The following is an 18,105-nucleotide window of genomic DNA, read 5'->3' as shown; positions in this document are numbered from 1 at the left end:
GCCGTCCCCCGGTCGGCTGCGGCGCCCAAAGGCGGGCCACTCTGAAGCCACTCTAGGCTCAGGCGCGCCCCATCCTACCCGAACCTTTGTTCGATTGACTGGTGCTCGCGGCCCGCCTCAGTAGACGTGTGCGGGCAGGTCGAAAGCCTGACAGACGGCGTGCCAGACCTCTTTGGCGTCGAACCCGTCGTCGAGGGCCTGGCGGATGGTCCGGGAGCCGAGTTCTTCGAACACGTAGTCGCGGGAGAGGCTTTCGGCGTAGGCGGCGCCGAAGTGTTCTTCCATGCGTTGCCAGAAGTGGGACAGTCTCATCTCTCCTCCAGTATCGGCCCCGTTCCGCTCTGCCACTCCGGCATGCCGCGGCATGTCCCCCAGCGCTCCGGGGAGGCGCGGGGCGGTCTGCGCGCCCCGCTGGCGAACGCTCCCCGCACGGCCGCGGAGTGTGCTGGCAGGGGCGCCCGCCCGGTACCGGAAGAATCCACCCCACCACCCGGCTTCTATGAACTAGATCACATTCAATGCTGACGGGTGCGCTGCACAATCCTCCAGACCGTCCAGCCGATACTGCCCCGGGCACACCGACGCTTCTGAAACGGATAGGTTGGCGCACGGCCCCGGAACACCTGCCGCATCCGGCGTCCCGTCTGAGAACCGCGCCCATCCACAGCAATGGACCACACGATACGCCCCATGACCGCAGCGGACCGGCCGCGACTCGTCGAAGTGAGCCGGGCCGCCGACACACTGTTCGCCCGCGCCGGAGTGCACCTGCCGGACGACGACCCGGACGACCTCTTCGACCAGGCTGCTGCCGTGCTCGTGGCCGGCAGGCCGCCCGTAGGCTTCGCCGCGCTGACCGTCCTCGACGGCGCCGCCCATCTGGAGCAGCTCTCCGTCCACCCCGACTACGGGCGCCGCGGCATCGGAACCGCCCTGCTCACGGCAGCCTGCGCGTACGCGCAAGAGCACGGCTCCCCGTGGATTACCCTGACGACCTTCCGCGACCTGCCCTGGAACGCGCCCTGGTACGCACGGCACGGTTTCACGGTGCTCCCGGAACCGGAGTGGGGACCGCAGTTAGCCCGGCAGTGGCGCGAAGAGATTGCAGCCGGAATCGCGGTCCTCCCCCGCGTCGTGATGCGGCGCCGTCTCACTCCGGACCGCACCACCGCGACCGGTAGGTAGCCTGGAAGGGACAAGTGTGACGTGCGGCCTTGCCCGCCGGGACTTCCCGGCAGCGGGGAGCAGGCGCGCCCACCGGACAGTCCCTGGAGGAGAACCAGCGGATGAGACACTACGGCAGCATTCCTCGACTGCTCCTCGGCCGCCCCACTGGCCGGACCTCTTCGGATTCCAAGGCATAATCGCAGCATGCGCCTTTCCGCCCGGGTTGATTACGCACTCCGTGCCGCTGCCGAACTTGCGGCCGTCGGTGGCGGTCCCGTCACGGCCGAGCAGCTCGCACGTGCCCAAGCCATTCCTGGCAAGTTCCTGGAGAACATCCTGACGCAACTGCGCCGTGCCGGCCTGGTGCGCAGTCAGCGTGGGCCGGTCGGCGGATACTGGCTGGCACGCCCGGCCTCGGAGATCTCGCTGGCCGACATCATCCGCGCCGTGGACGGCCCGCTGGCAAACGTGCGTGGAGAACGCCCCGAGCACCTCGAATACGACGGTGCGGCGCGCAGCCTGCAACAGGTGTGGATCGCCCTGCGGGCCAGTGAGCGGGCCATCCTCGAATCGGTGACCCTCGAGCACGTGGCCACCTCGCAGCTTCCGGAATCCGTCCGCTCACTGGCCGAGAACCCCGAGGCCTGGACGAGCTGACCCCTCATCCCCCGGCCGCGCTGCGGCCCCTGCAGCACAGGAAGTCAGCGCCGCCCGACCAGGGCTAGCTCATGGCCTGGAACATCCAGTGCTGCTGTTCAAGGTCCTGGGCTGCCGCGATGAGCAGGTCCTGCGTGATCGGGTCGGTTTCCTCCGTGGCTTTGACGTGCTCCCGGAAGCGGTCGACTGCGCCGCTGAGCGCTTCCACCACGAACGCGACCACCTTGTCGTCCTGGATGTAGCCGGGGTCGAGCTGGGGAAGACGGGTGTCCTGGGCGATCCGGCTCACCCGCCCGTCCGGGTTCACCCCGAGCGCGATGGCGCGCTCCGCGAGAGTGTCCGTGTGCTTGCGTGCCGCTTCCACGAGCTCGTCGAGCTGCAGGTGGATGGAACGGAAGTTGCGGCCGATCACGTTCCAGTGCGCCTGCTTGCCCAGCAGCGTGAGGTCGATCAGATCGACGATCGCGGCTTGGAGCGTCTGTCCGACAGACTTGCGGGCTTCTTCGCTCAGCGCGCTGTGGATCTTGGCCATGGTTCAACCCCCGATGTGCGATAGCAGTGACAACGGGGAGTCCACTACCCCAGACCTGCCGGGGAAAACCCAGGAAAAGCACTCCGGGGAGGGAGCGCGAACGGGTCGACCGTGTGCACCGCGGTCGACCCGTTCGGCTTCGCGGGGGCGGGCCTACACCCCCACCATGTCGACAACCTCCGGAACGCGATCGGGGATGGTGGAGTCGATGCCGAGCCTGTCGGGACCGGCAGCGGAATCCGCCGGGACCGAACCGCTGAGCGCCGCCTCCTGGAGTTCAGCGAGAGCGAGCTGGTCGGAAACCTCTCGAAGAACCTGGGAGAGGGGGACTCCCAGCGCGCCACAGATCGAGGCGAGCAGTTCAGAGGAAGCCTCCTTCTGTCCGCGTTCGACCTCTGACAGGTACCCCAACGACACTCGGGCATCGGCCGACACCTCGCGGAGAGTGCGGCCCTGCCGCTGACGAAGCTGCCGTAGCACGTCACCGAGCAGGTGACGAAGCAGGACCATCATTCGCGCTCCCTCCTACCGGTAGCGACCTTCATAAAAACACCGTACCCGCCCGAAGCCCGATCGTCGCACCTCATAGCTTCCTTGTTCGCTGGAGGGATAACACGATCTTGGTGAGGTTTTGTTCCCCGACTCCGGGGTCTTGAACGGGTCCTCGGACGTTATTTCACGGTGTTTTGTGCCACGTCGTCTACGAGGGTATCGCGCAGGAGGGCCGCCGCCGCGGCGACAGTCTGCTCCCTAATCGCTGCCCGATCCCCCGCGAGCTGAAGTTTTCGCAGGTTATCACGGTTTTCCGGGCAGGACACAGCGGCGTAGACGGTTCCGACGGGCTGTCCGTCCTGCGGCCGGGGTCCGGCGACCCCGGTGACCGCGAGACCGAAAGTGGCCGCAAAAATCCGGCGGGCGCCGCGGGCCATCGCCACGGCGACTTCCGGATGGACGGCCCCGTGCTCGGCGAGCAGGGACTGGGGAACGCCCAGAACCGTGTTTTTGGTCTCTGTGGCGTAGGCGACAGCTCCCCCGCGGAAAACCGCGGAAGCCCCGGGCAGCGCGGTGAAAGCAGCACCGATCATGCCGCCGGTGAGGGACTCGGCCACAGCGAGCGTCGCACCGCGCTCCGCGAGCAGCGCGTGGACGCGGGCTACCAGCTCAGCAGTACTGGGCACGCGCTAGTCCCTCCCCCCTTCGCGGCTGGGCTGCTTGTGCCGGGCCCGCTGGTAGAGCCGGAACGCTTTGAACACGTAGTCGACCCCGGTCCACAGGGTGACGGCGACCGCGGCCGCCATGATGGTGTGCGCGGGCAGTTGCAGATACCACTCGCTCGGCAGCGGGAACAGGTAGACGCAGATGGCCACGATCTGCAACGCGGTTTTGAGTTTGCCGCCCGGGCTGGCGGGGATCACGCCGTACTTGATGACGGCGAACCGCAGCGCGGTGACCCCCCATTCGCGGATGAGGATGACTGCGGTGACCCACCACCACAGTTCCCCGATCCACGACAGCAGGATGAGGGCAGCACCGGTCAGGGCCTTGTCGGCGATAGGGTCCGCGATCTTACCGAAGTCGGTGACGAGGTTGTGGCGGCGGGCCAGCTCCCCGTCGACCCGGTCGGTGATTGCGGCGCCGACAAAGACCGCGAAGGCCGCCAGGCGCCACCAGAAGCCGTCCTGGAGGAGCAGGACGATGAAGAGGGGCACCATGACGATCCGGCTGACCGTCAGGATGTTGGCGATGTTCAGCACCGGAACGGAACCGGTGGGTGCGGCAGGATCCGGGGTGCTCACGTGGTATCAGCGTCTTCCTGGTGTTCGGCGACGAGGTCGACTCCCATGGCAGTCAGCACCGTAGCGGGCACAATGTCGCCCACGTGCAGCGCGGTGTCGGCGTAGAGGATGGTGCTGCCGTCCACTTCGGGAGCCTGGTGTGCGGCGCGTCCTTCGTAGGCGCCGTCGTCCAGCACGTCTTCGACGAGGACGTCGATCGTGGATCCGATGCGCTCTTCGGCCCGCTGGGCCATCAGCTCCTCGGCGAGCTGGTTGAGCTGGTCAACCCGCTCCTTGATGGTCTCTTCAGGGAGTTTGCCATCGAATCCGGCGGCTTCGGTGCCGTCCTCGTCGGAGTAGCCGAAGATCCCGATGGCATCCAGGCGGGCCTGTTCGAGGAAGGCGACGAGTTCCGCGAAGTCCTCGTCGGTCTCGCCGGGGAATCCCACGATGAAGTTCGAACGGATGCCCGCTTCGGGGGCTTTGGCGCGGATGCGTGCCACGAGCTCCAGGAAGCGTTCGCGGTCGCCGAAGCGGCGCATGCGGCGCAGCAGGGGGCCGCTGGCGTGCTGGAAGGACAAGTCGAAGTAGGGCACCACGCCGGGGGTGCCGGTGAGGACGTCGATGAGTCCGGGGCGGACTTCCGCGGGCTGCAGGTAGCTGACACGGACCCGTTCGATCCCGGGGATTGCGGCGAGCCGGGGCAGGAGCTTCTCCAATGCCCGCACATCACCCAGGTCCTTGCCGTAGGAGGTGGAGTTTTCGCTGACCAGGAAGAGTTCGCGGACGCCCTGTCCAGCGAGCCATTCGGCTTCGCGGAGGACGTCCTCAGGCTTGCGGGAGAGGTAGGCGCCCCGGAAGGAGGGGATGGCGCAGAACGAGCAGCGGCGGTCGCACCCCGAGGCGATTTTGAGGTTGGCGACGGGACCGCCGGTGAGCCGCAGGCGCGGAATCGTGGGCCCGGAAGCGGGGGCGACCCCGTCCGGCAGCGGGGTGATCTCCTCCCCGAAGGTGAGGTGTCCGGGCACGTGGTTCTTGGCCGCTTGGGAGCGGTCGACCGGGGTGATGGGCAGCAGGGTGCGACGGTCCCGCGGGGTGTGCGGGGTGAGGGGGCGTCCCGCGAGAACATCCTCGAGACGCTCGCTGATGTGCGCATAGTCGTCGAAGCTGATGACCTGGGCTTCCGGCATAGCCTCGGCCAGTTCCGCCCCGTACCGTTCCGCGAGGCAGCCCGCAGCGACCACTCTGGCGCCGCCCTCGGCCGCGTTCAGCAGGGTCTCGATGGAGTCCTCTTTGGCTGCTTGGATGAAGCCGCACGTGTTGACGATGACGACGTCGGCTTTCTCTCCGTCGTCTGCGTCGACGAGGGTCCAGCCGTCGGCGGCGAGCCGTCCGGCGAGCTCTTCGGAGTCGACCTCGTTACGCGCACACCCGAGGGTGATCAGCGAGACAGTACGGCGCGGTGACATAGCTTCCAAGGTTAGGGGAATTTGTGAGTGCGGTGGTTTCGTCCGCTCCCAGAGTAGGTCGTCTCCGGGGTGGCCCGGGCATCGGGTCAGCGCGGAGAACCGCTCTGCGCAGTGTAGGTGAGATGAGTCACTTCTCCGTCTGCTCCGGGGACGCCGTACGCGTGGCCGTTGACCCACAGGTGGACGCCGCCGGCGTCGGCGAGCCGCAGGTGGATCACCTCGTCAGCGGTCCAATCACGGGTCTGGCCCGCGGCGAGGACCCCGGTGAAGAGCATGTCCGTGCCGTCGGTCACACTCACCCAGGTGGGGCGGTGCGCGGTGACGCGGAGCGTGACCTGCCCGGCCGTGGGCGGGACGGCCGGGGCGGCGGACGAGGCGGGGTCGGGCGCACTCGGTGAGCCAGCAGGGCTCTGCCCGGCGGCGGGAAATGCTTCCGGATGGTCGGGGGTGAACGGGCGTCCCGGCCACGCGAGGACGGCCAGGGTGAGGGCGGCAGCGATCACCACGGCCGCCCACCCCCACTGTCCCCCACGGCTGGGGGCGGTTCTCCTCCGTACAGGGGCCTGACCGGGGTCTCCACGGCACAGCAGAGCGGCCGGGTCGAGGTCCAGCACCGCGCAGAGGGTCCGCACCTGGGCCCGGTACCGCTCGGCAGGTCCGCACGCGGTGTCGCCGTGCTCCCAGGCATGCAGCACGCTTTCGGGGATGCGGGTGAGCTCGCTGAGCTGGCGCAGGGTGTAACCGCGGCGGGCCCGGGCGGCCGCGAGCTCCCGCCCGACGGGGGCCGCCGACTGGTCCTGTTCCTCGTTGGAGCATTCCTGTCGCACTCTGCCTACTGTGACCTTGCCGCGCCCCGCACCGGGCGGAGACGCGCCTGTGCCGGTGTCAAGAAAAGGTCAGAAAACGGTGGCTCGCCCTCTTAAGGGGGTGTCCGGCATGGTTCACGCGGCACGCAGCGCGGCAAGGACCTCGGGCAGCTCGTCGGGTTTGACAAGGACTTCGCGGGCTTTCGAGCCTTCGCTGGGCCCGACGATGCCGCGACTTTCCATGAGGTCCATGAGACGCCCCGCCTTAGCGAAGCCGACGCGGAGCTTGCGTTGCAGCATGGACGTGGAGCCGAACTGGGTGGTGACCACGAGCTCGACGGCTTGCAGGAGCAGGTCGAGGTCGTCGCCGATCTCCTCGTCGATCTGCTTCTTCTTGGTTTCCGCCACCCCCACGTCGTCCCGGTAGGCGGGCTTGGCCTGCTTCTTGCAGTGGTCGACGACGGCGCGGATCTCCTTCTCCGACACCCACGCGTTCTGCAGGCGGATGGGCTTGGAAGAGCCCATGGGCAGGAACAGGGCGTCCCCTTTGCCGACCAGTTTCTCCGCCCCGGGCTGGTCGAGGATGACCCGGCTGTCGGAGAGGCTGGACGTGGCGAAAGCGAGCCGGGAGGGCACGTTGGCTTTGATGAGGCCGGTGACCACGTCCACGCTGGGACGCTGGGTCGCCAGCACCAGGTGGATCCCGGCGGCGCGGGCCAGTTGGGTGATGCGGACGATAGCGTCCTCCACGTCGCGGGGAGCGACCATCATGAGGTCGGCGAGCTCGTCGACGACGACGAGCAGGTAGGGGTAGGGCTCGTAGCTGCGGTCGCTGCCCGGGGGCGCGGTGAGCTCCCCGGACCGCACTGCAGCGTTGAAGTCGTCAATGTGCCGGAACCCGGAGGCGGCCAGGTCGTCGTACCGGCGGTCCATCTCCCCCACGACCCACTGCAGGGCGTCCGCGGCCTTCTTGGGGTCGGTGATGATGGGGGTGATGAGGTGCGGGATGCCCTCGTACATGGTGAGCTCGACCCGTTTCGGGTCGATGAGGATGAGGCGGACCTCGTCGGGCAGGGCCCGCATCATGATCGACGTGATGAGCCCGTTGATGCAGGTGGACTTGCCCGCGCCGGTGGCTCCGGCGATGAGGACGTGCGGCATGCGGGCGAGGTTGGCGACGACGTCGTTCCCCTCCACATCCTTGCCGAGGCCGACCAGCATGGGGTGGTCGTCTGAGGTGGCGGCCGGGGAGCGCAGCACGTCACCGAGGCTGACCAGGTCTTTGTCCGTGTTAGGGATCTCCACGCCGATCGCGGACTTGCCGGGGATCGGCGAAAGGATGCGCACGTCGGCGCTTTTCACGGCCAGGGAGATGTTCTTGGTCAGTGCGGTGACCTTCTCCACTTTGACGGCAGGGCCGAGTTCGATCTCGTAGCGGGTGACTGTGGGCCCGCGGGTGAACCCGGTGACCCGGGCGTCCACGGAGAACTGGTCGAGGACGCCGGTGAGCGCCTGCACCACTTCCTCGTTGGCTTTGGTGCGCTGCTTGGGCGGGGTGCCGGGTTTGAGGAGGGTGGGAGGCGGCAGCTCGTAGTCGCCGTCGACCACGCGAGTGGGGATGGACAACTGCTCCACGGTGAGGGTGGGGGCCGGCTCGGGAGCGGGCTCCGGCTCCGGTTCGACTGCTGCGGGCGGCGGCGCAGCGTCCACGACCGGCGTGTCGTAGGGGCGTTCGTGGTCTCCTGCGTGGGTGGTCTTGGGCTCGGGTTCGGGGGCAGGCTTGGGTTTGGGCTTGGTGGTGCGCCGCTTGGGGCGGGGGGTCTTCTCCTCGGCCTGGTCGAGGATGTCGAGGCCGACCGACGGGCTGTTCTCGGAGACCACGACGTTGTCCCAGAGCTGCCGGAGCCGGTCGGGGATGCGGCTGATCGGGGTCGCGGTGACAACGAGCAGGCCGAACACCATGAGGAGGAACAGCAGGACCCCGGTGAGCCAGGGGGTGATGAGCAGGCTGAGCGGACCGGAAGCGGCGAACCCGACGAGTCCGCCGGCTTTCTGGACCTTCTCCATCCCCTCGGCCGGCCAGGGGATGCCGTGGCTGATGTGGATAAGGCCGAGAAGCCCGGTCAGCAGCGCGGCCGAACCGATGACGATCCGGCCGTTGTCGGTGGGCCGGTCCGCGGGAGTACGCATGAGCCGCCACGCGAACGGTAGGCACAGCAGGGGGATGACCGGGGAGAAGGTGCCCACAGCGCCGACGACGACGGTACGGGTGAGGTCCAGCAGCGGGCCTTCACTGTCCCACCACACGGCCGCGGCGATGAGGAGGCCCACGGCGAGCAGGATCATGCCCAACCCGTCGCGGCGCAGGTCCGGGTCGAGGTCGCGTGCGCTGCGGCCGGCCGCGCGGACCAGGAACCCTACCGTGTGCGCGAGCAGCCGCCACACCAGCAGCAGCGCGCGTCCGAGCCACACGAACAGCAGTGCGATCGGCCCTTCGGAAGCAGTGTGCGGCCGAGGACTCCGCTTCGCGGTGGGGCGGCGGGGGCGAGACTGCGCAGAGGTAGGACGGCGGGCCGGGGACTTCCTGCCGGTTCCACCGCCCGAACGCTGGGAGGACTTGGGCGCACGGGTGGCCATGCCCAGCAGCCTACTAAGGGTGGCGGAACGGTTTCAGGCACCGGCCGGGTGTGTCGCGGTCGGTGCCTGTGCGGTCAGATCTCGATGACGACGGGGACCAGCATGGGCCGTCGCCGGTAGCTTTCGTTGACCCACCGGCCGATGCTGCGCCGGACCAGTTGCCGGAGTTGCGCCGGGTCGTTGACACCCTCGGCTGCGGCCTGCTCCAAGACTTCTTGGATCTTGGGGATGACGTCGTCGTAGGCTTCCAGGTCGATCCCCGCGCCCCGGGTGTGGATCTGCGGTTCCCCGATGAGTTTGCCGGTGGTGGACTCCACCACGATGACCACGGAGATGAAGCCTTCCTCCCCGAGGATGCGGCGGTCCTTGAGCGCGGCCTCGGTGACGTCGCCGACCGAGGTGCCGTCCACGTACACGTAGCCGGCCTGGACCACGCCGCTGATGCGGGCCTTGCCGTCGTGGAGGTCGACGACGACGCCGTCCTCGGCGATGACGACCCGGTCCTCGGGGATCCCGCTGAGCATGGCGAGCTGGGCATGGGCGCGCAGGTGCCGCCATTCCCCGTGGATCGGCATGAAGTTCCGCGGCCGCACCATGTTGAGCACGTACAGCAGCTCTCCCGCGGGTGCGTGCCCGGAGACGTGGACCAGGGCGTTGCCCTTGTGGACGACTTTGGCGCCCCAGCGGGTCAGGCCGTTGATGACCCGGTTGACGGAGTTCTCGTTTCCGGGGATGAGCGAGGAAGCCAGGATGACCGTGTCCCCGGGTTCGATGTGGATCTGGTGGTCCCGGTTGGCCATGCGGCTCAGGGCGGCCATGGGCTCGCCCTGGGAGCCGGTGCACACCAGGACGACTTCGTCGGAGGGCAGCGCCTCGAGGTCGCGCGCGTCCACGAGCAGGTCGCCGGGGACTTTGAGGTAGCCGAGCTCCCGGGCGATGTTCATGTTGCGGATCATGGTGCGGCCCACGAAGGCGACTTTGCGGCCGTGGGCCTGGGACGCGTCGAGGACCTGCTGGACCCGGTGGATGTGGGACGCAAAACAGGCGACGATGATGCGCTTCTCGGCTTTCGCGAAGACCGTGTCGAGGACGCCGGCGATGTCGCGTTCGCTGGTGACGAAGCCGGGGACTTCCGCGTTGGTGGAGTCCGACATCAGCAGGTCGACGCCTTCCGCGCCGAACCGCGCGAACCCGCCGAGGTCGGTGATGCGGTTGTCCAGCGGCAACTGGTCCATTTTGAAGTCGCCGGTGTGCAGCACGTTGCCGGCCGGGGTGCGCACACCGACCGCGAGCGCATCCGGGATGGAGTGGTTGACCGCGAAGAACTCGAGGTTGAAGGAGCCGAAGGTGTGCTGTTCGCCTTCGGCGACCTGGATCAGGGTCGGTTTGATGCGGTGTTCCCCGAGTTTGGCGGTGAGCAGGGCCAGGGTGAGGCGGGAGCCTACCAGCGGGATATCGGTGCGTTCCCGCAGCAGGAAGGGGACGCCGCCAATGTGGTCTTCGTGGCCGTGCGTGAGCACGATCGCCTCGACGTCGTCGAGGCGCCCCCGCAGGTATTCGAAGTCGGGGAGGATCAGGTCGACTCCGGGCTGCTCTTCCGCGGGAAAGAGCACACCGCAGTCGATGATGAGCATTTTCCCCTCGTATTCGAGGACGGCCATGTTGCGGCCGATCTCACCCAGCCCGCCCAAGGGGATGATCCGCAGGGTGTTGCGGGGCAGTGGCGGCGGGGGCCCGAGCTCGGGGTGCGGGTGGCTCATGCGGTCCCCTCCGTGAGTCGTTCCGCTTCCCTCCCGCTGGCCGCGTCCTCGTGAGCGGAGGCAAGGCCAGTGGGGCCCTTCACCCCGGCCATGGCGAGGTCTTCGCGGAGCAGCTCTTTGAGTTCGGGGGACGCGTCGAGCAGGGGGGCGCGGACCACTCCGGCGGGCAGCCCGAACATGGCGAGCACCGCCTTAGTGGTGATGACTCCCTGGGTGCGGAACATGCCCCGGTAGACGGGGATCAGGCGGCGGTGGATGTCCAAAGCCCGGGCCACGTCCCCGGCCCGGTAGGCGTCGATCATGTCGTGCAGTTCGGAGCCGACGACATGGCCGACCACGCTGACGAAGCCCGCGGCGCCGATGGACAGCAGCGGCAGGTTGAGCATGTCGCTGCCGCTGTAGTAGGCGAGGTCGGTGCGGGACATCACCCACGAGCTGGCGCCGAGGTCGTCTTTGGCGTCCTTGTTGGCGACGATGCGGGGGTGCTCGGCGAGCCGGACCAGGGTTTCGGAGTCGATCGGCGTGCCTGTGCGGCCAGGAATGTCGTAGAGCATGATCGGCAGCCCTGTGGCGTCGGCAATGGCCGTGAAGTGCCGCAGCAGGCCTTCTTGGGGCGGCCGGTTGTAGTAGGGGGTGACGAGCAGCAGGCCGTCTGCTCCGGCGCGTTCCGCGGTCCGCGCGAGTTCAATACTGTGCCTGGTGTCGTTGCTGCCCGCTCCGGCAACGATGGTGGCGCGGTCGCCGACCGCGTCGATCACGGTGCGGAGGATGCGCTCCTTCTCCTCATCGCTGGTGGTGGCGGACTCTCCGGTGGTTCCGTTGACGATGAGGCCGTCGTTGCGCTGCTCATCGACGAGGTAGGTCGCGAGGCGGGCCACCCCGTCGTAGTCCACCTCCCCATTGTCGAGCATGGGGGTGATCATCGCGGTCAACATCTGGCCGAAGGGCGCGTTCGGCGTCGTACTGCCTACCATGTTGCAAACGGTACCGCGAAAGCTGGACAGAGCGCGCCAACCTCCCCGTTTGGGAAGGTCTGTGGCGCGCTCCGATCCGCACGAGGACGGTCGGTCAGTCGTCGTCCTTGCCGACGAACAGGCTCAGGAGCCAGCTCACGATCGCCACGATGATGGCTCCCCAGAACGCCGCCCAGAAGCCGTCGATCTCGAAGGGGATGCCCAGCACCCCAGCCAGCCAGGCGGTGAGCCACAGCAGAAGAGCGTTGACGACGAGAGCGACAAGCCCCAGGGTGACGTAGTAGAAGATGCAGCCGACCGTCTTGACGATCGGTTTGATGACAGCGTTGACGATACCGAACAGTGCTCCGATACCGAGGTAGGTGGCGATCGTGGAGACCGTGGTGTCGGCGGACACCTCGATCCCGTCAACGAGGAGCACCGCGGCCCAGAGCGCGATAGCGTTGACGATGACTCTCAGAATGATGCTCACACCTTGATACTCCCACGCCGCAGCGGTCTCTTTGCAGTCCCCAATGGACGATTCAGGGGTTTTTCGGGGTTCGGCCGCACCCGCGGTTTCCCGGTGCCCGGGTGTTCCTGGGACGATGGGCACGGTATCTGGAGCCGGTGAACGAGTGAGGGGCCCTGCCGTGTCGACACAGCGTTTTGTCCGTCCTGCCCGGGCCGAGGACGTCGAAGCGATCGTGGACGTGCAAGTCGCGGCGTGGCAGGAGATGTACCACGCGCTCCTCCCGGAGCCCGTGCTGGCGGAAATGGCGGGCGCTGAGGCCCGGGCAGCGTTCACCGCCCAGTGGCGTTCCGCGGTGTCCTCCCCGCCCACATCCCGGCACCGGCTGCTGGTCGCCGTGGACGAGGGGGCAGTGGCAGGGTTCGCGGCGTTCGGCCCGGCCCAGGACCCGGACCGGTGGCCCGGCACGGACGCGGAGATCTTCGCGTTCCACATCGCCCCAGGGCTGACCCGGCGGGGGCACGGCAGCCGCCTCCTGCACGCCGTCGTCGACCACCTCGTCGACGACGGTTTCCACGCCGTGTACGTGTGGACGCTGGAGCAGGCGAACCCGGTGCGCTCGTTCCTGGAACAGGCAGGGTGGGCCCCGGACGGGGCGCGCCGGGAACTGGACCCGGGCACTGTCGTGCCCATGGTGCGGCTGCACGCAGCGATCCGCTGACCGTGCTGGTCGCAGACAGCGCTACCGTGGAAAAGCGGAGAATCCGGACAGGCGTGTCCCGCCCGCGCAGGCGGGACGGAGGAAGTGAGGCCGACACGTGGCCACGGTGAGCCAGTGGGTGGCGGGGGCCCGGCCGCGGACCCTGCCGAATTCGGTGGTTCCAGTGGCGGTAGGCACCGGGCTCGCCTTCGGCCTGGGCGCCGCCGTGTGGTGGAAGGCACTGCTTGCGCTACTCGTGGCGGTAGCGCTGCAGGTGGGAGTGAACTACGCCAACGACTACAGCGACGGGATCCGCGGCACCGACGACAACCGGGTGGGGCCGGTGCGGTTGACCGCGACCCGGTTGGCCGCGCCCCGGCAGGTGTTCACCGCCGCGTGGGTGTGCTTTGCGGCGGCTGCGCTCGTCGGTCTCGTGCTGGTAGCGACGTCCTCGTGGTGGCTGCTGCTCGTGGGTGCGGCGGCGATCGCCGCCGCCTGGTTCTACACCGGGGGGAAGAACCCGTACGGCTACCGGGCGCTCGGCGAAGTGTCGGTGTTCGTGTTCTTCGGCCTGGTGGCGGTGGCCGGCACCGTGTTCGTCCAAGCCGGTTCGGTGCCGTGGCAGGGGTGGGCGGCAGCCGTGGCCGTGGGGCTGCTGTCGTGTTCGATGCTGGTCATCAACAATCTGCGCGACCTGCCCACTGATGCGGCGAGTGGGAAGCGGACGCTGGCCGTGGTGCTCGGCGACCGGGGGGCGCGGCTGCTGTTCACCGGATGTGTGGCGGGCGCGTTCGTGGCCGCCCTGGCGGCCGTGGCGTGGTCGTGGTGGGTGCTGCTCGTGCTGCTGGCCGCGCCGCTTGCGGTGCGCCCCTGCCGCCGGGTGCTGGGCGGCGACACCGGTCCCGGCCTGATCCGCGGACTGGCGGAGACCGGGCAGCTGCAGTTGGCGTTCGGGATCCTGTTCACCGCGGGCCTGGCCCTGGGATAATCGCCTTCAGACGCCGGGGCGGGGCGGGAGGCACCGGTTTCCTGTTCTCCCCACGACAGGGGGATGGGCCGCTAACGTCAGGAAAAATCGGTAGACGCGGCACACGAAGAGGAGCAGGGCCGGTGACCGAACAGTACGTAGCGGCAATTGACCAGGGCACCACGTCGAGTCGCTGCATCATCTTCAACCGCCACGGCGACGTGGTCGCCCTCGGGCAGCGGGAGCACCGCCAGATCTTCCCCCGCCCGGGCTGGGTCGAGCACGACGCGGAAGAGATCTGGGCGAACGTCGTCGCCGTCGTGGAGGAGGCGCTCGCCGCGGGCGGGCTGCGCCGCCACCAGTTGGCCGCGGTCGGGATCACCAACCAGCGGGAGACGACCGTGGTGTGGGACCGGCAGACCGGTCAACCCGTCCACCACGCGATCGTGTGGCAGGACACCCGCACCGACCGCCTGCTGCGAGTCCTGGGCGGGACGGAAGGCCAGGACCGGTTCCGGCAGCGGTGCGGACTCCCGCTCGCCACCTACTTCTCCGGGCCGAAACTGCGCTGGCTGCTCGACGAAATCCCCGGGCTGCGGGAGCGGGCGCAGCGCGGCGAAGTGCTGTTCGGCACCATGGACACCTGGCTGGTGTGGCAGCTCACCGGGCGGCACGTCACCGACGTCACCAATGCCAGCCGTACCATGCTGATGAACCTGCGCACCCTGGACTGGGATGCCGAAACCCTGGACGCGATGGGGATCCCCGCAGCGATGCTCCCGGAGATCCGGTCCAGTGCGGAGGTGTACGGCACAGCCACCGGCCCCTTGGCGGGAGTGCCCGTGGCCGCAGCTCTGGGCGACCAGCATGCCGCCTTGTTCGGGCAGACCTGCTTCGACCCCGGCGATGTGAAAGGCACCTACGGGACGGGGGCGTTCCTGGTGCTCAACACGGGTACCGAGCCGGTCGTCTCCACCAACGGGCTGCTCACCACGGTGGGCTACCAGATCGGCGGCCAGCCCGCGGTGTACGCGCTCGAAGGGTCGATCGCGATGGCGGGCTCGCTCGTGCAGTGGCTCCGCGACAACCTGGGGATGATCACGCACGCCGCGGAGATCGAAGAACTCGCTTCGCAGGTCGCAGACAACGGCGGCTGCTACATCGTGCCCGCGTTCTCCGGGCTGTTCGCGCCGCACTGGCGGAGCGACGCCCGCGGCATCATCGCCGGCCTGACCTCCTATGTGACCAAAGCGCACCTGGCCCGCGCAGTGCTGGAAGCGACAGCGTGGCAGACCCGCGAAGTGGTGGACGCGATGAACAGCGACTCAGGGATCCCGCTAGCCTCGCTGAAAGTGGACGGCGGCATGGTCGCCAACCGGCTACTGAACCAGATCCTCGCCGACGTGCTGGACGTGGAAGTGGTGCGGCCCAAAGTGGCGGAGACGACCTGCCTCGGGGCTGCCTACGCGGCGGGCCTCGCCGTGGGCTACTGGCCGGACTTGGACAGTCTGCGCGCCAACTGGCAGCACGACGCCACGTGGACGCCGCAGATCGACGCGCAGGTGCGGGACCGCGAATACCGCAACTGGACGAAAGCGGTACGCCGCACCTTCGGCTGGGTGGAATCCGAGGAGGACGCGTCCTGACGCGTGCCCCGGCATGGCCGCCGGGAGCGCAGCCGGTGCCGCGGGTACGGCGCTTCTGCGGCTTCCGGTTGCCTTGGGCCCGGCCCTCCCCGGCGGCAGCCTGCCCTGGACCGGTGGACCGGGCCGGGGCCCTGACGCGGGCTGGCCGACAGGCCGCGGGCGGCTCCCCGCTGCACATCCGGCAGCGTCCGCGGCCTTCCGGCGTTCCTCGGCCCGGGGCTCCCGCCACGTACGCCGCAGCGGGACAGCGACCGCTGCCTTCCTACAGGCCGAGCAGGGACTCCAAACCCACGGTGAGCCGATCCGGCAGGGACGCGACCTTGCGGACCCCCAAGAGCACGCCCGGCATGAACGATTCGCGGTTCATCGAATCGTGGCGGATCCGCAGCGTCTCCCCGTGGGTGCCGAACACGACCTCCTGGTGGGCGATCATGCCGGTGATCCGCAGCGCGTGGACCCGCACCCCGTCCACCTGGGCGCCGCGCGCACCAGGCAGCTCCGACGTGGTGGCGTCCGGGGCGTCGCCCAAACCAGCGTGGGCGCGGGCCGCGCCGATCAGTTCGGCGGTGCGGTAGGCGGTTCCGCTGGGCGCGTCAGCCTTGTTCGGGTGGTGCAGTTCGATGATCTCCGCCGACTCGAAGTAGGGGGCCGCCTTCGCCGCAAAGTGCATCATGAGTACGGCGGCGATCCCGAAGTTGGGGGCGATGAGCACGTTGACGCCCGGCTTCGCGTCCAGCATGCGGCGGACTTCGGCGAGTCTGGCGTCGTCGAACCCGGTGGTGCCCACCACGGCGTGGATCCCGTGCTCGATGAGCCAGCGCAGGTTGTCCATCACCGCATCGGGGTGGGTGAAATCGACGACCACGTCGGCGCCGAGCACCTTGCCGCGGTCGTCCCCGACGTCGATTCCGGCTACCAGTTCGGTGTCGTCGGCCGCTTCCACGGCCTTGACGACTTCTGATCCCATGCGCCCGAGAGCGCCGAACACTCCTACCTTAATCACGGGTCTCACCGTACCGGAAAGCGTGCGGCACCCGAGGGCGCGGCGGCTGCGGGAGACCGGCGCGTCCGGCCGGCCCTCCCCGCAGCACGCCGGGCTGGTTCAACAGCTCAGACGAACGAACGCCCCTCCTCGTACGGGCCGACCACCGCCAGCGCTTCAGGGCGGGTGAGGATCTCCGCGGCGACCTCGCTGACGTCCTCAGAAGTGACCGCGTCGAAGAGGGCGAGGTCCTCGCTCAGTGACAGGTGGCGGCGGTAGCCGAGTTCGTGGCTGGTCAGCCGGCTCATCCGCGCATTGGTCCCCTCGGTACCCAGCACCCAGGAGCCGCGGATCTGCCCCTTGGCTCGGGCCAGTTCCGCAGCGTCCACCCCGTGAGCCGCTGCCCGCTCCAGTTCGGTGCGGCAGACGTCGAGGACTTCGTCGATCTTGTCGGGCAGGCAGCCCACGTACACCTGGAACAGTCCCGTGTCGGAATAGCTGCACGTGTAGCCGTGGACGGCGTAAGCCAGCCCGCGTTTCTCCCGCACCTCCTGGAAGAGGCGGGACGACATGCCCCCGCCGAGGATGGCGCTGAGCACCCGCAGCGCATACCAGCGCGGGTCGGTGCGTTTGACCCCTTCACGCCCCAGGATCAGGTGGGCCTGCTCACTGTCCCGGCTGACGAGGACCGTTCCCGGATTGGTGGCGGGAGGCTCGGTGCCGATCCGCGGCGCAGCAGGGCGGGCGTCCCCGGCCGCGTCGAGCTTGTCCCGGAACGCTTCCGCGACCTGGCGCACCACCGTGTCATGGTCCAGGTTGCCCGCGGCGGCGACGATGAGCTCGGAGGGCACGTAGGCGCTCCGGTACTGTTCGAGGATCCGCTCGCGGGTCAACGCGCGGATCGTGTCGTTGGTGCCCAGGATGGGGCGGCCCAGGGGCGAGCCTTTGAAAAAGTGCGCGGCGAACACGTCGTCGACCACGTCGGCAGGCTCGTCCTCATACATGGCGATCTCTTCGAGGATCACCCCGCGCTCAGTTTCCACTTCGGCAGGGTCGAGGACCGAATTGGCGACCATGTCGCTGATGACGTCGATCGCCAACGGCAGGTCGCGGTCGAGGACCTTGGCATAGTACGTGGTCTGCTCCTTGGTGGTGTAGGCGTTGTAGTCGGCGCCCACCCCGTCGAGCAGCGCGGAGATGTCCAGAGCGCTCCGCCGTTCCGTCCCCTTGAACAGCAGGTGTTCCAGGAAGTGCGCGGCCCCCGCGTGCTCCGCGTCCTCATCGCGGGACCCGGTGGTCGCCGAAATCCCAAAAGCTACGGAACGCACCCCCTGCATGGTCTCGGTCACTACCCGCAGACCACCCGGCAGTACGGTACGGCGCACCAGGCCAGTGCCGTCCCCGGGTTCGAGGAGGGTGACAGTGGTGCCGACTTCCTGCTCGGCCGCGATCGGAACTGTCGTCATGGGTCCTTCTTCAGCGAAAGCGAAAACGATTGCGGGTCCTCCCCCCAGCACATAACGGAGGGCGGCCGTCCCTTCACGGTACGGCCGCCCGACGGTTTTCTCACCCCTCCCGAGGA

Annotated in this window: 18 protein-coding genes; 5 read left to right on the top strand and 13 right to left on the bottom strand. The window is 68.6% G+C overall.

Annotation, left to right across the window (positions count from 1 at the left end):
- Positions 1 to 117: 117 nt before the first annotated feature.
- Positions 118 to 312, bottom strand: coding sequence for a DUF3046 domain-containing protein (locus TFU_RS03990; protein WP_016188351.1), 195 nt, complete (start codon positions 310 to 312; stop codon positions 118 to 120).
- 357 nt (positions 313 to 669) lie between these two features.
- Between TFU_RS03990 and TFU_RS03985 the strand changes: the two genes are divergently transcribed.
- Together TFU_RS03985 and TFU_RS03980 are read left to right on the top strand one after the other, a co-directional pair.
- Positions 670 to 1,185 carry a GNAT family N-acetyltransferase gene (locus TFU_RS03985; RefSeq protein ID WP_011291248.1) on the top strand — a complete coding sequence of 172 codons (516 nt, stop codon included), beginning with the start codon at positions 670 to 672 and terminating at the stop codon, positions 1,183 to 1,185.
- 186 nt (positions 1,186 to 1,371) lie between these two features.
- Positions 1,372 to 1,824 carry an RrF2 family transcriptional regulator gene (locus TFU_RS03980; protein WP_011291247.1) on the top strand — a complete coding sequence of 151 codons (453 nt, stop codon included), beginning with the start codon at positions 1,372 to 1,374 and terminating at the stop codon, positions 1,822 to 1,824.
- A 64-nt stretch (positions 1,825 to 1,888) separates the two neighbouring features.
- Here TFU_RS03980 and TFU_RS03975 read toward each other — a convergent pair whose 3' ends face one another.
- The 10 genes from TFU_RS03975 to TFU_RS03930 form a co-directional block, all read right to left on the bottom strand.
- The gene (locus TFU_RS03975; protein WP_011291246.1) at positions 1,889 to 2,356 is read right to left on the bottom strand and encodes a Dps family protein; all 468 of its coding nucleotides are present in this window, start codon (positions 2,354 to 2,356) and stop codon (positions 1,889 to 1,891) included.
- Between the two features lie 153 nt (positions 2,357 to 2,509).
- Entirely contained in the window at positions 2,510 to 2,869 is a 360-nt protein-coding gene (locus TFU_RS03970) for a helix-turn-helix domain-containing protein (RefSeq protein ID WP_011291245.1), read from the bottom strand.
- A gap of 158 nt (positions 2,870 to 3,027) precedes the next feature.
- Positions 3,028 to 3,534 (bottom strand): CinA family protein, encoded by a 507-nt coding sequence (locus tag TFU_RS03965; RefSeq protein ID WP_011291244.1) that lies wholly within the window; start codon positions 3,532 to 3,534, stop codon positions 3,028 to 3,030.
- 3 nt (positions 3,535 to 3,537) lie between these two features.
- Positions 3,538 to 4,152, bottom strand: coding sequence for a CDP-diacylglycerol--glycerol-3-phosphate 3-phosphatidyltransferase (pgsA, locus tag TFU_RS03960; RefSeq protein WP_011291243.1), 615 nt, complete (start codon positions 4,150 to 4,152; stop codon positions 3,538 to 3,540).
- Positions 4,149 to 5,600, bottom strand: coding sequence for a 30S ribosomal protein S12 methylthiotransferase RimO (gene rimO, locus TFU_RS03955; protein WP_011291242.1), 1,452 nt, complete (start codon positions 5,598 to 5,600; stop codon positions 4,149 to 4,151). Before rimO ends, pgsA begins: the two co-directional genes overlap by 4 nt.
- Positions 5,601 to 5,686: 86 nt before the next feature.
- Complete coding sequence (locus TFU_RS03950; RefSeq protein ID WP_011291241.1) at positions 5,687 to 6,427, bottom strand: helix-turn-helix domain-containing protein; 741 nt, start codon at positions 6,425 to 6,427, stop codon at positions 5,687 to 5,689.
- Positions 6,428 to 6,541: 114 nt separating this feature from the next.
- A complete protein-coding gene (locus TFU_RS03945) occupies positions 6,542 to 9,043 on the bottom strand; it encodes a DNA translocase FtsK (protein WP_011291240.1) in 2,502 nt (833 codons plus the stop codon).
- Between the two features lie 74 nt (positions 9,044 to 9,117).
- Positions 9,118 to 10,803 carry a ribonuclease J gene (locus TFU_RS03940; protein ID WP_011291239.1) on the bottom strand — a complete coding sequence of 562 codons (1,686 nt, stop codon included), beginning with the start codon at positions 10,801 to 10,803 and terminating at the stop codon, positions 9,118 to 9,120.
- A complete protein-coding gene (dapA, locus tag TFU_RS03935; RefSeq protein ID WP_011291238.1) occupies positions 10,800 to 11,777 on the bottom strand; it encodes a 4-hydroxy-tetrahydrodipicolinate synthase in 978 nt (325 codons plus the stop codon). The genes TFU_RS03940 and dapA overlap by 4 nt, the downstream gene beginning before the upstream one ends.
- Before the next feature lie 94 nt (positions 11,778 to 11,871).
- On the bottom strand, positions 11,872 to 12,249 hold the full coding sequence (locus TFU_RS03930; RefSeq protein ID WP_011291237.1) for a phage holin family protein: 378 nt from the start codon (positions 12,247 to 12,249) through the stop codon (positions 11,872 to 11,874).
- Positions 12,250 to 12,409: 160 nt separating this feature from the next.
- Between TFU_RS03930 and TFU_RS03925 the strand changes: the two genes are divergently transcribed.
- The 3 genes from TFU_RS03925 to glpK all read left to right on the top strand — a co-directional run bounded on the left by TFU_RS03925 (position 12,410) and on the right by glpK (position 15,541).
- Positions 12,410 to 12,949, top strand: a complete 540-nt coding sequence (locus TFU_RS03925; protein WP_016188347.1) for a GNAT family N-acetyltransferase — start codon at positions 12,410 to 12,412, stop codon at positions 12,947 to 12,949.
- A gap of 97 nt (positions 12,950 to 13,046) precedes the next feature.
- A complete protein-coding gene (locus TFU_RS03920) occupies positions 13,047 to 13,916 on the top strand; it encodes a 1,4-dihydroxy-2-naphthoate polyprenyltransferase (protein WP_011291235.1) in 870 nt (289 codons plus the stop codon).
- Between the two features lie 122 nt (positions 13,917 to 14,038).
- Positions 14,039 to 15,541 (top strand): glycerol kinase GlpK, encoded by a 1,503-nt coding sequence (gene glpK / locus TFU_RS03915; protein WP_011291234.1) that lies wholly within the window; start codon positions 14,039 to 14,041, stop codon positions 15,539 to 15,541.
- A 262-nt stretch (positions 15,542 to 15,803) separates the two neighbouring features.
- Here the strand turns inward: glpK and dapB are convergent, their stop codons facing one another.
- Positions 15,804 to 16,544, bottom strand: a complete 741-nt coding sequence (gene dapB / locus TFU_RS03910) for a 4-hydroxy-tetrahydrodipicolinate reductase (RefSeq protein WP_011291233.1) — start codon at positions 16,542 to 16,544, stop codon at positions 15,804 to 15,806.
- A 107-nt stretch (positions 16,545 to 16,651) separates the two neighbouring features.
- Positions 16,652 to 17,989, bottom strand: a complete 1,338-nt coding sequence (locus TFU_RS03905) for a M16 family metallopeptidase (RefSeq protein ID WP_016188344.1) — start codon at positions 17,987 to 17,989, stop codon at positions 16,652 to 16,654.
- Positions 17,990 to 18,105 lie beyond the last annotated feature (116 nt).

It is taken from the genome of Thermobifida fusca YX (assembly GCF_000012405.1).
GTDB lineage: Bacteria > Actinomycetota > Actinomycetes > Streptosporangiales > Streptosporangiaceae > Thermobifida > Thermobifida fusca.
This window is presented reverse-complemented; position numbering and strand designations above follow the sequence as displayed.

Bases quoted from the DNA above. Each gene is read 5' to 3' on its own strand.
- TFU_RS03990 (WP_016188351.1), bottom strand. From the start codon at position 312: ATGAGACTGTCCCACTTCTGGCAACGCATGGAAGAACACTTCGGCGCC.
- TFU_RS03985 (WP_011291248.1), top strand. From the start codon at position 670: ATGGACCACACGATACGCCCCATGACCGCAGCGGACCGGCCGCGACTC.
- TFU_RS03980 (WP_011291247.1), top strand. From the start codon at position 1,372: ATGCGCCTTTCCGCCCGGGTTGATTACGCACTCCGTGCCGCTGCCGAA.
- TFU_RS03975 (WP_011291246.1), bottom strand. From the start codon at position 2,356: ATGGCCAAGATCCACAGCGCGCTGAGCGAAGAAGCCCGCAAGTCTGTC.
- TFU_RS03970 (WP_011291245.1), bottom strand. From the start codon at position 2,869: ATGATGGTCCTGCTTCGTCACCTGCTCGGTGACGTGCTACGGCAGCTT.
- rimO (WP_011291242.1), bottom strand. From the start codon at position 5,600: ATGTCACCGCGCCGTACTGTCTCGCTGATCACCCTCGGGTGTGCGCGT.
- TFU_RS03945 (WP_011291240.1), bottom strand. From the start codon at position 9,043: ATGGCCACCCGTGCGCCCAAGTCCTCCCAGCGTTCGGGCGGTGGAACC.
- TFU_RS03940 (WP_011291239.1), bottom strand. From the start codon at position 10,803: ATGAGCCACCCGCACCCCGAGCTCGGGCCCCCGCCGCCACTGCCCCGC.
- dapA (WP_011291238.1), bottom strand. From the start codon at position 11,777: ATGGTAGGCAGTACGACGCCGAACGCGCCCTTCGGCCAGATGTTGACC.
- TFU_RS03905 (WP_016188344.1), bottom strand. From the start codon at position 17,989: ATGACGACAGTTCCGATCGCGGCCGAGCAGGAAGTCGGCACCACTGTC.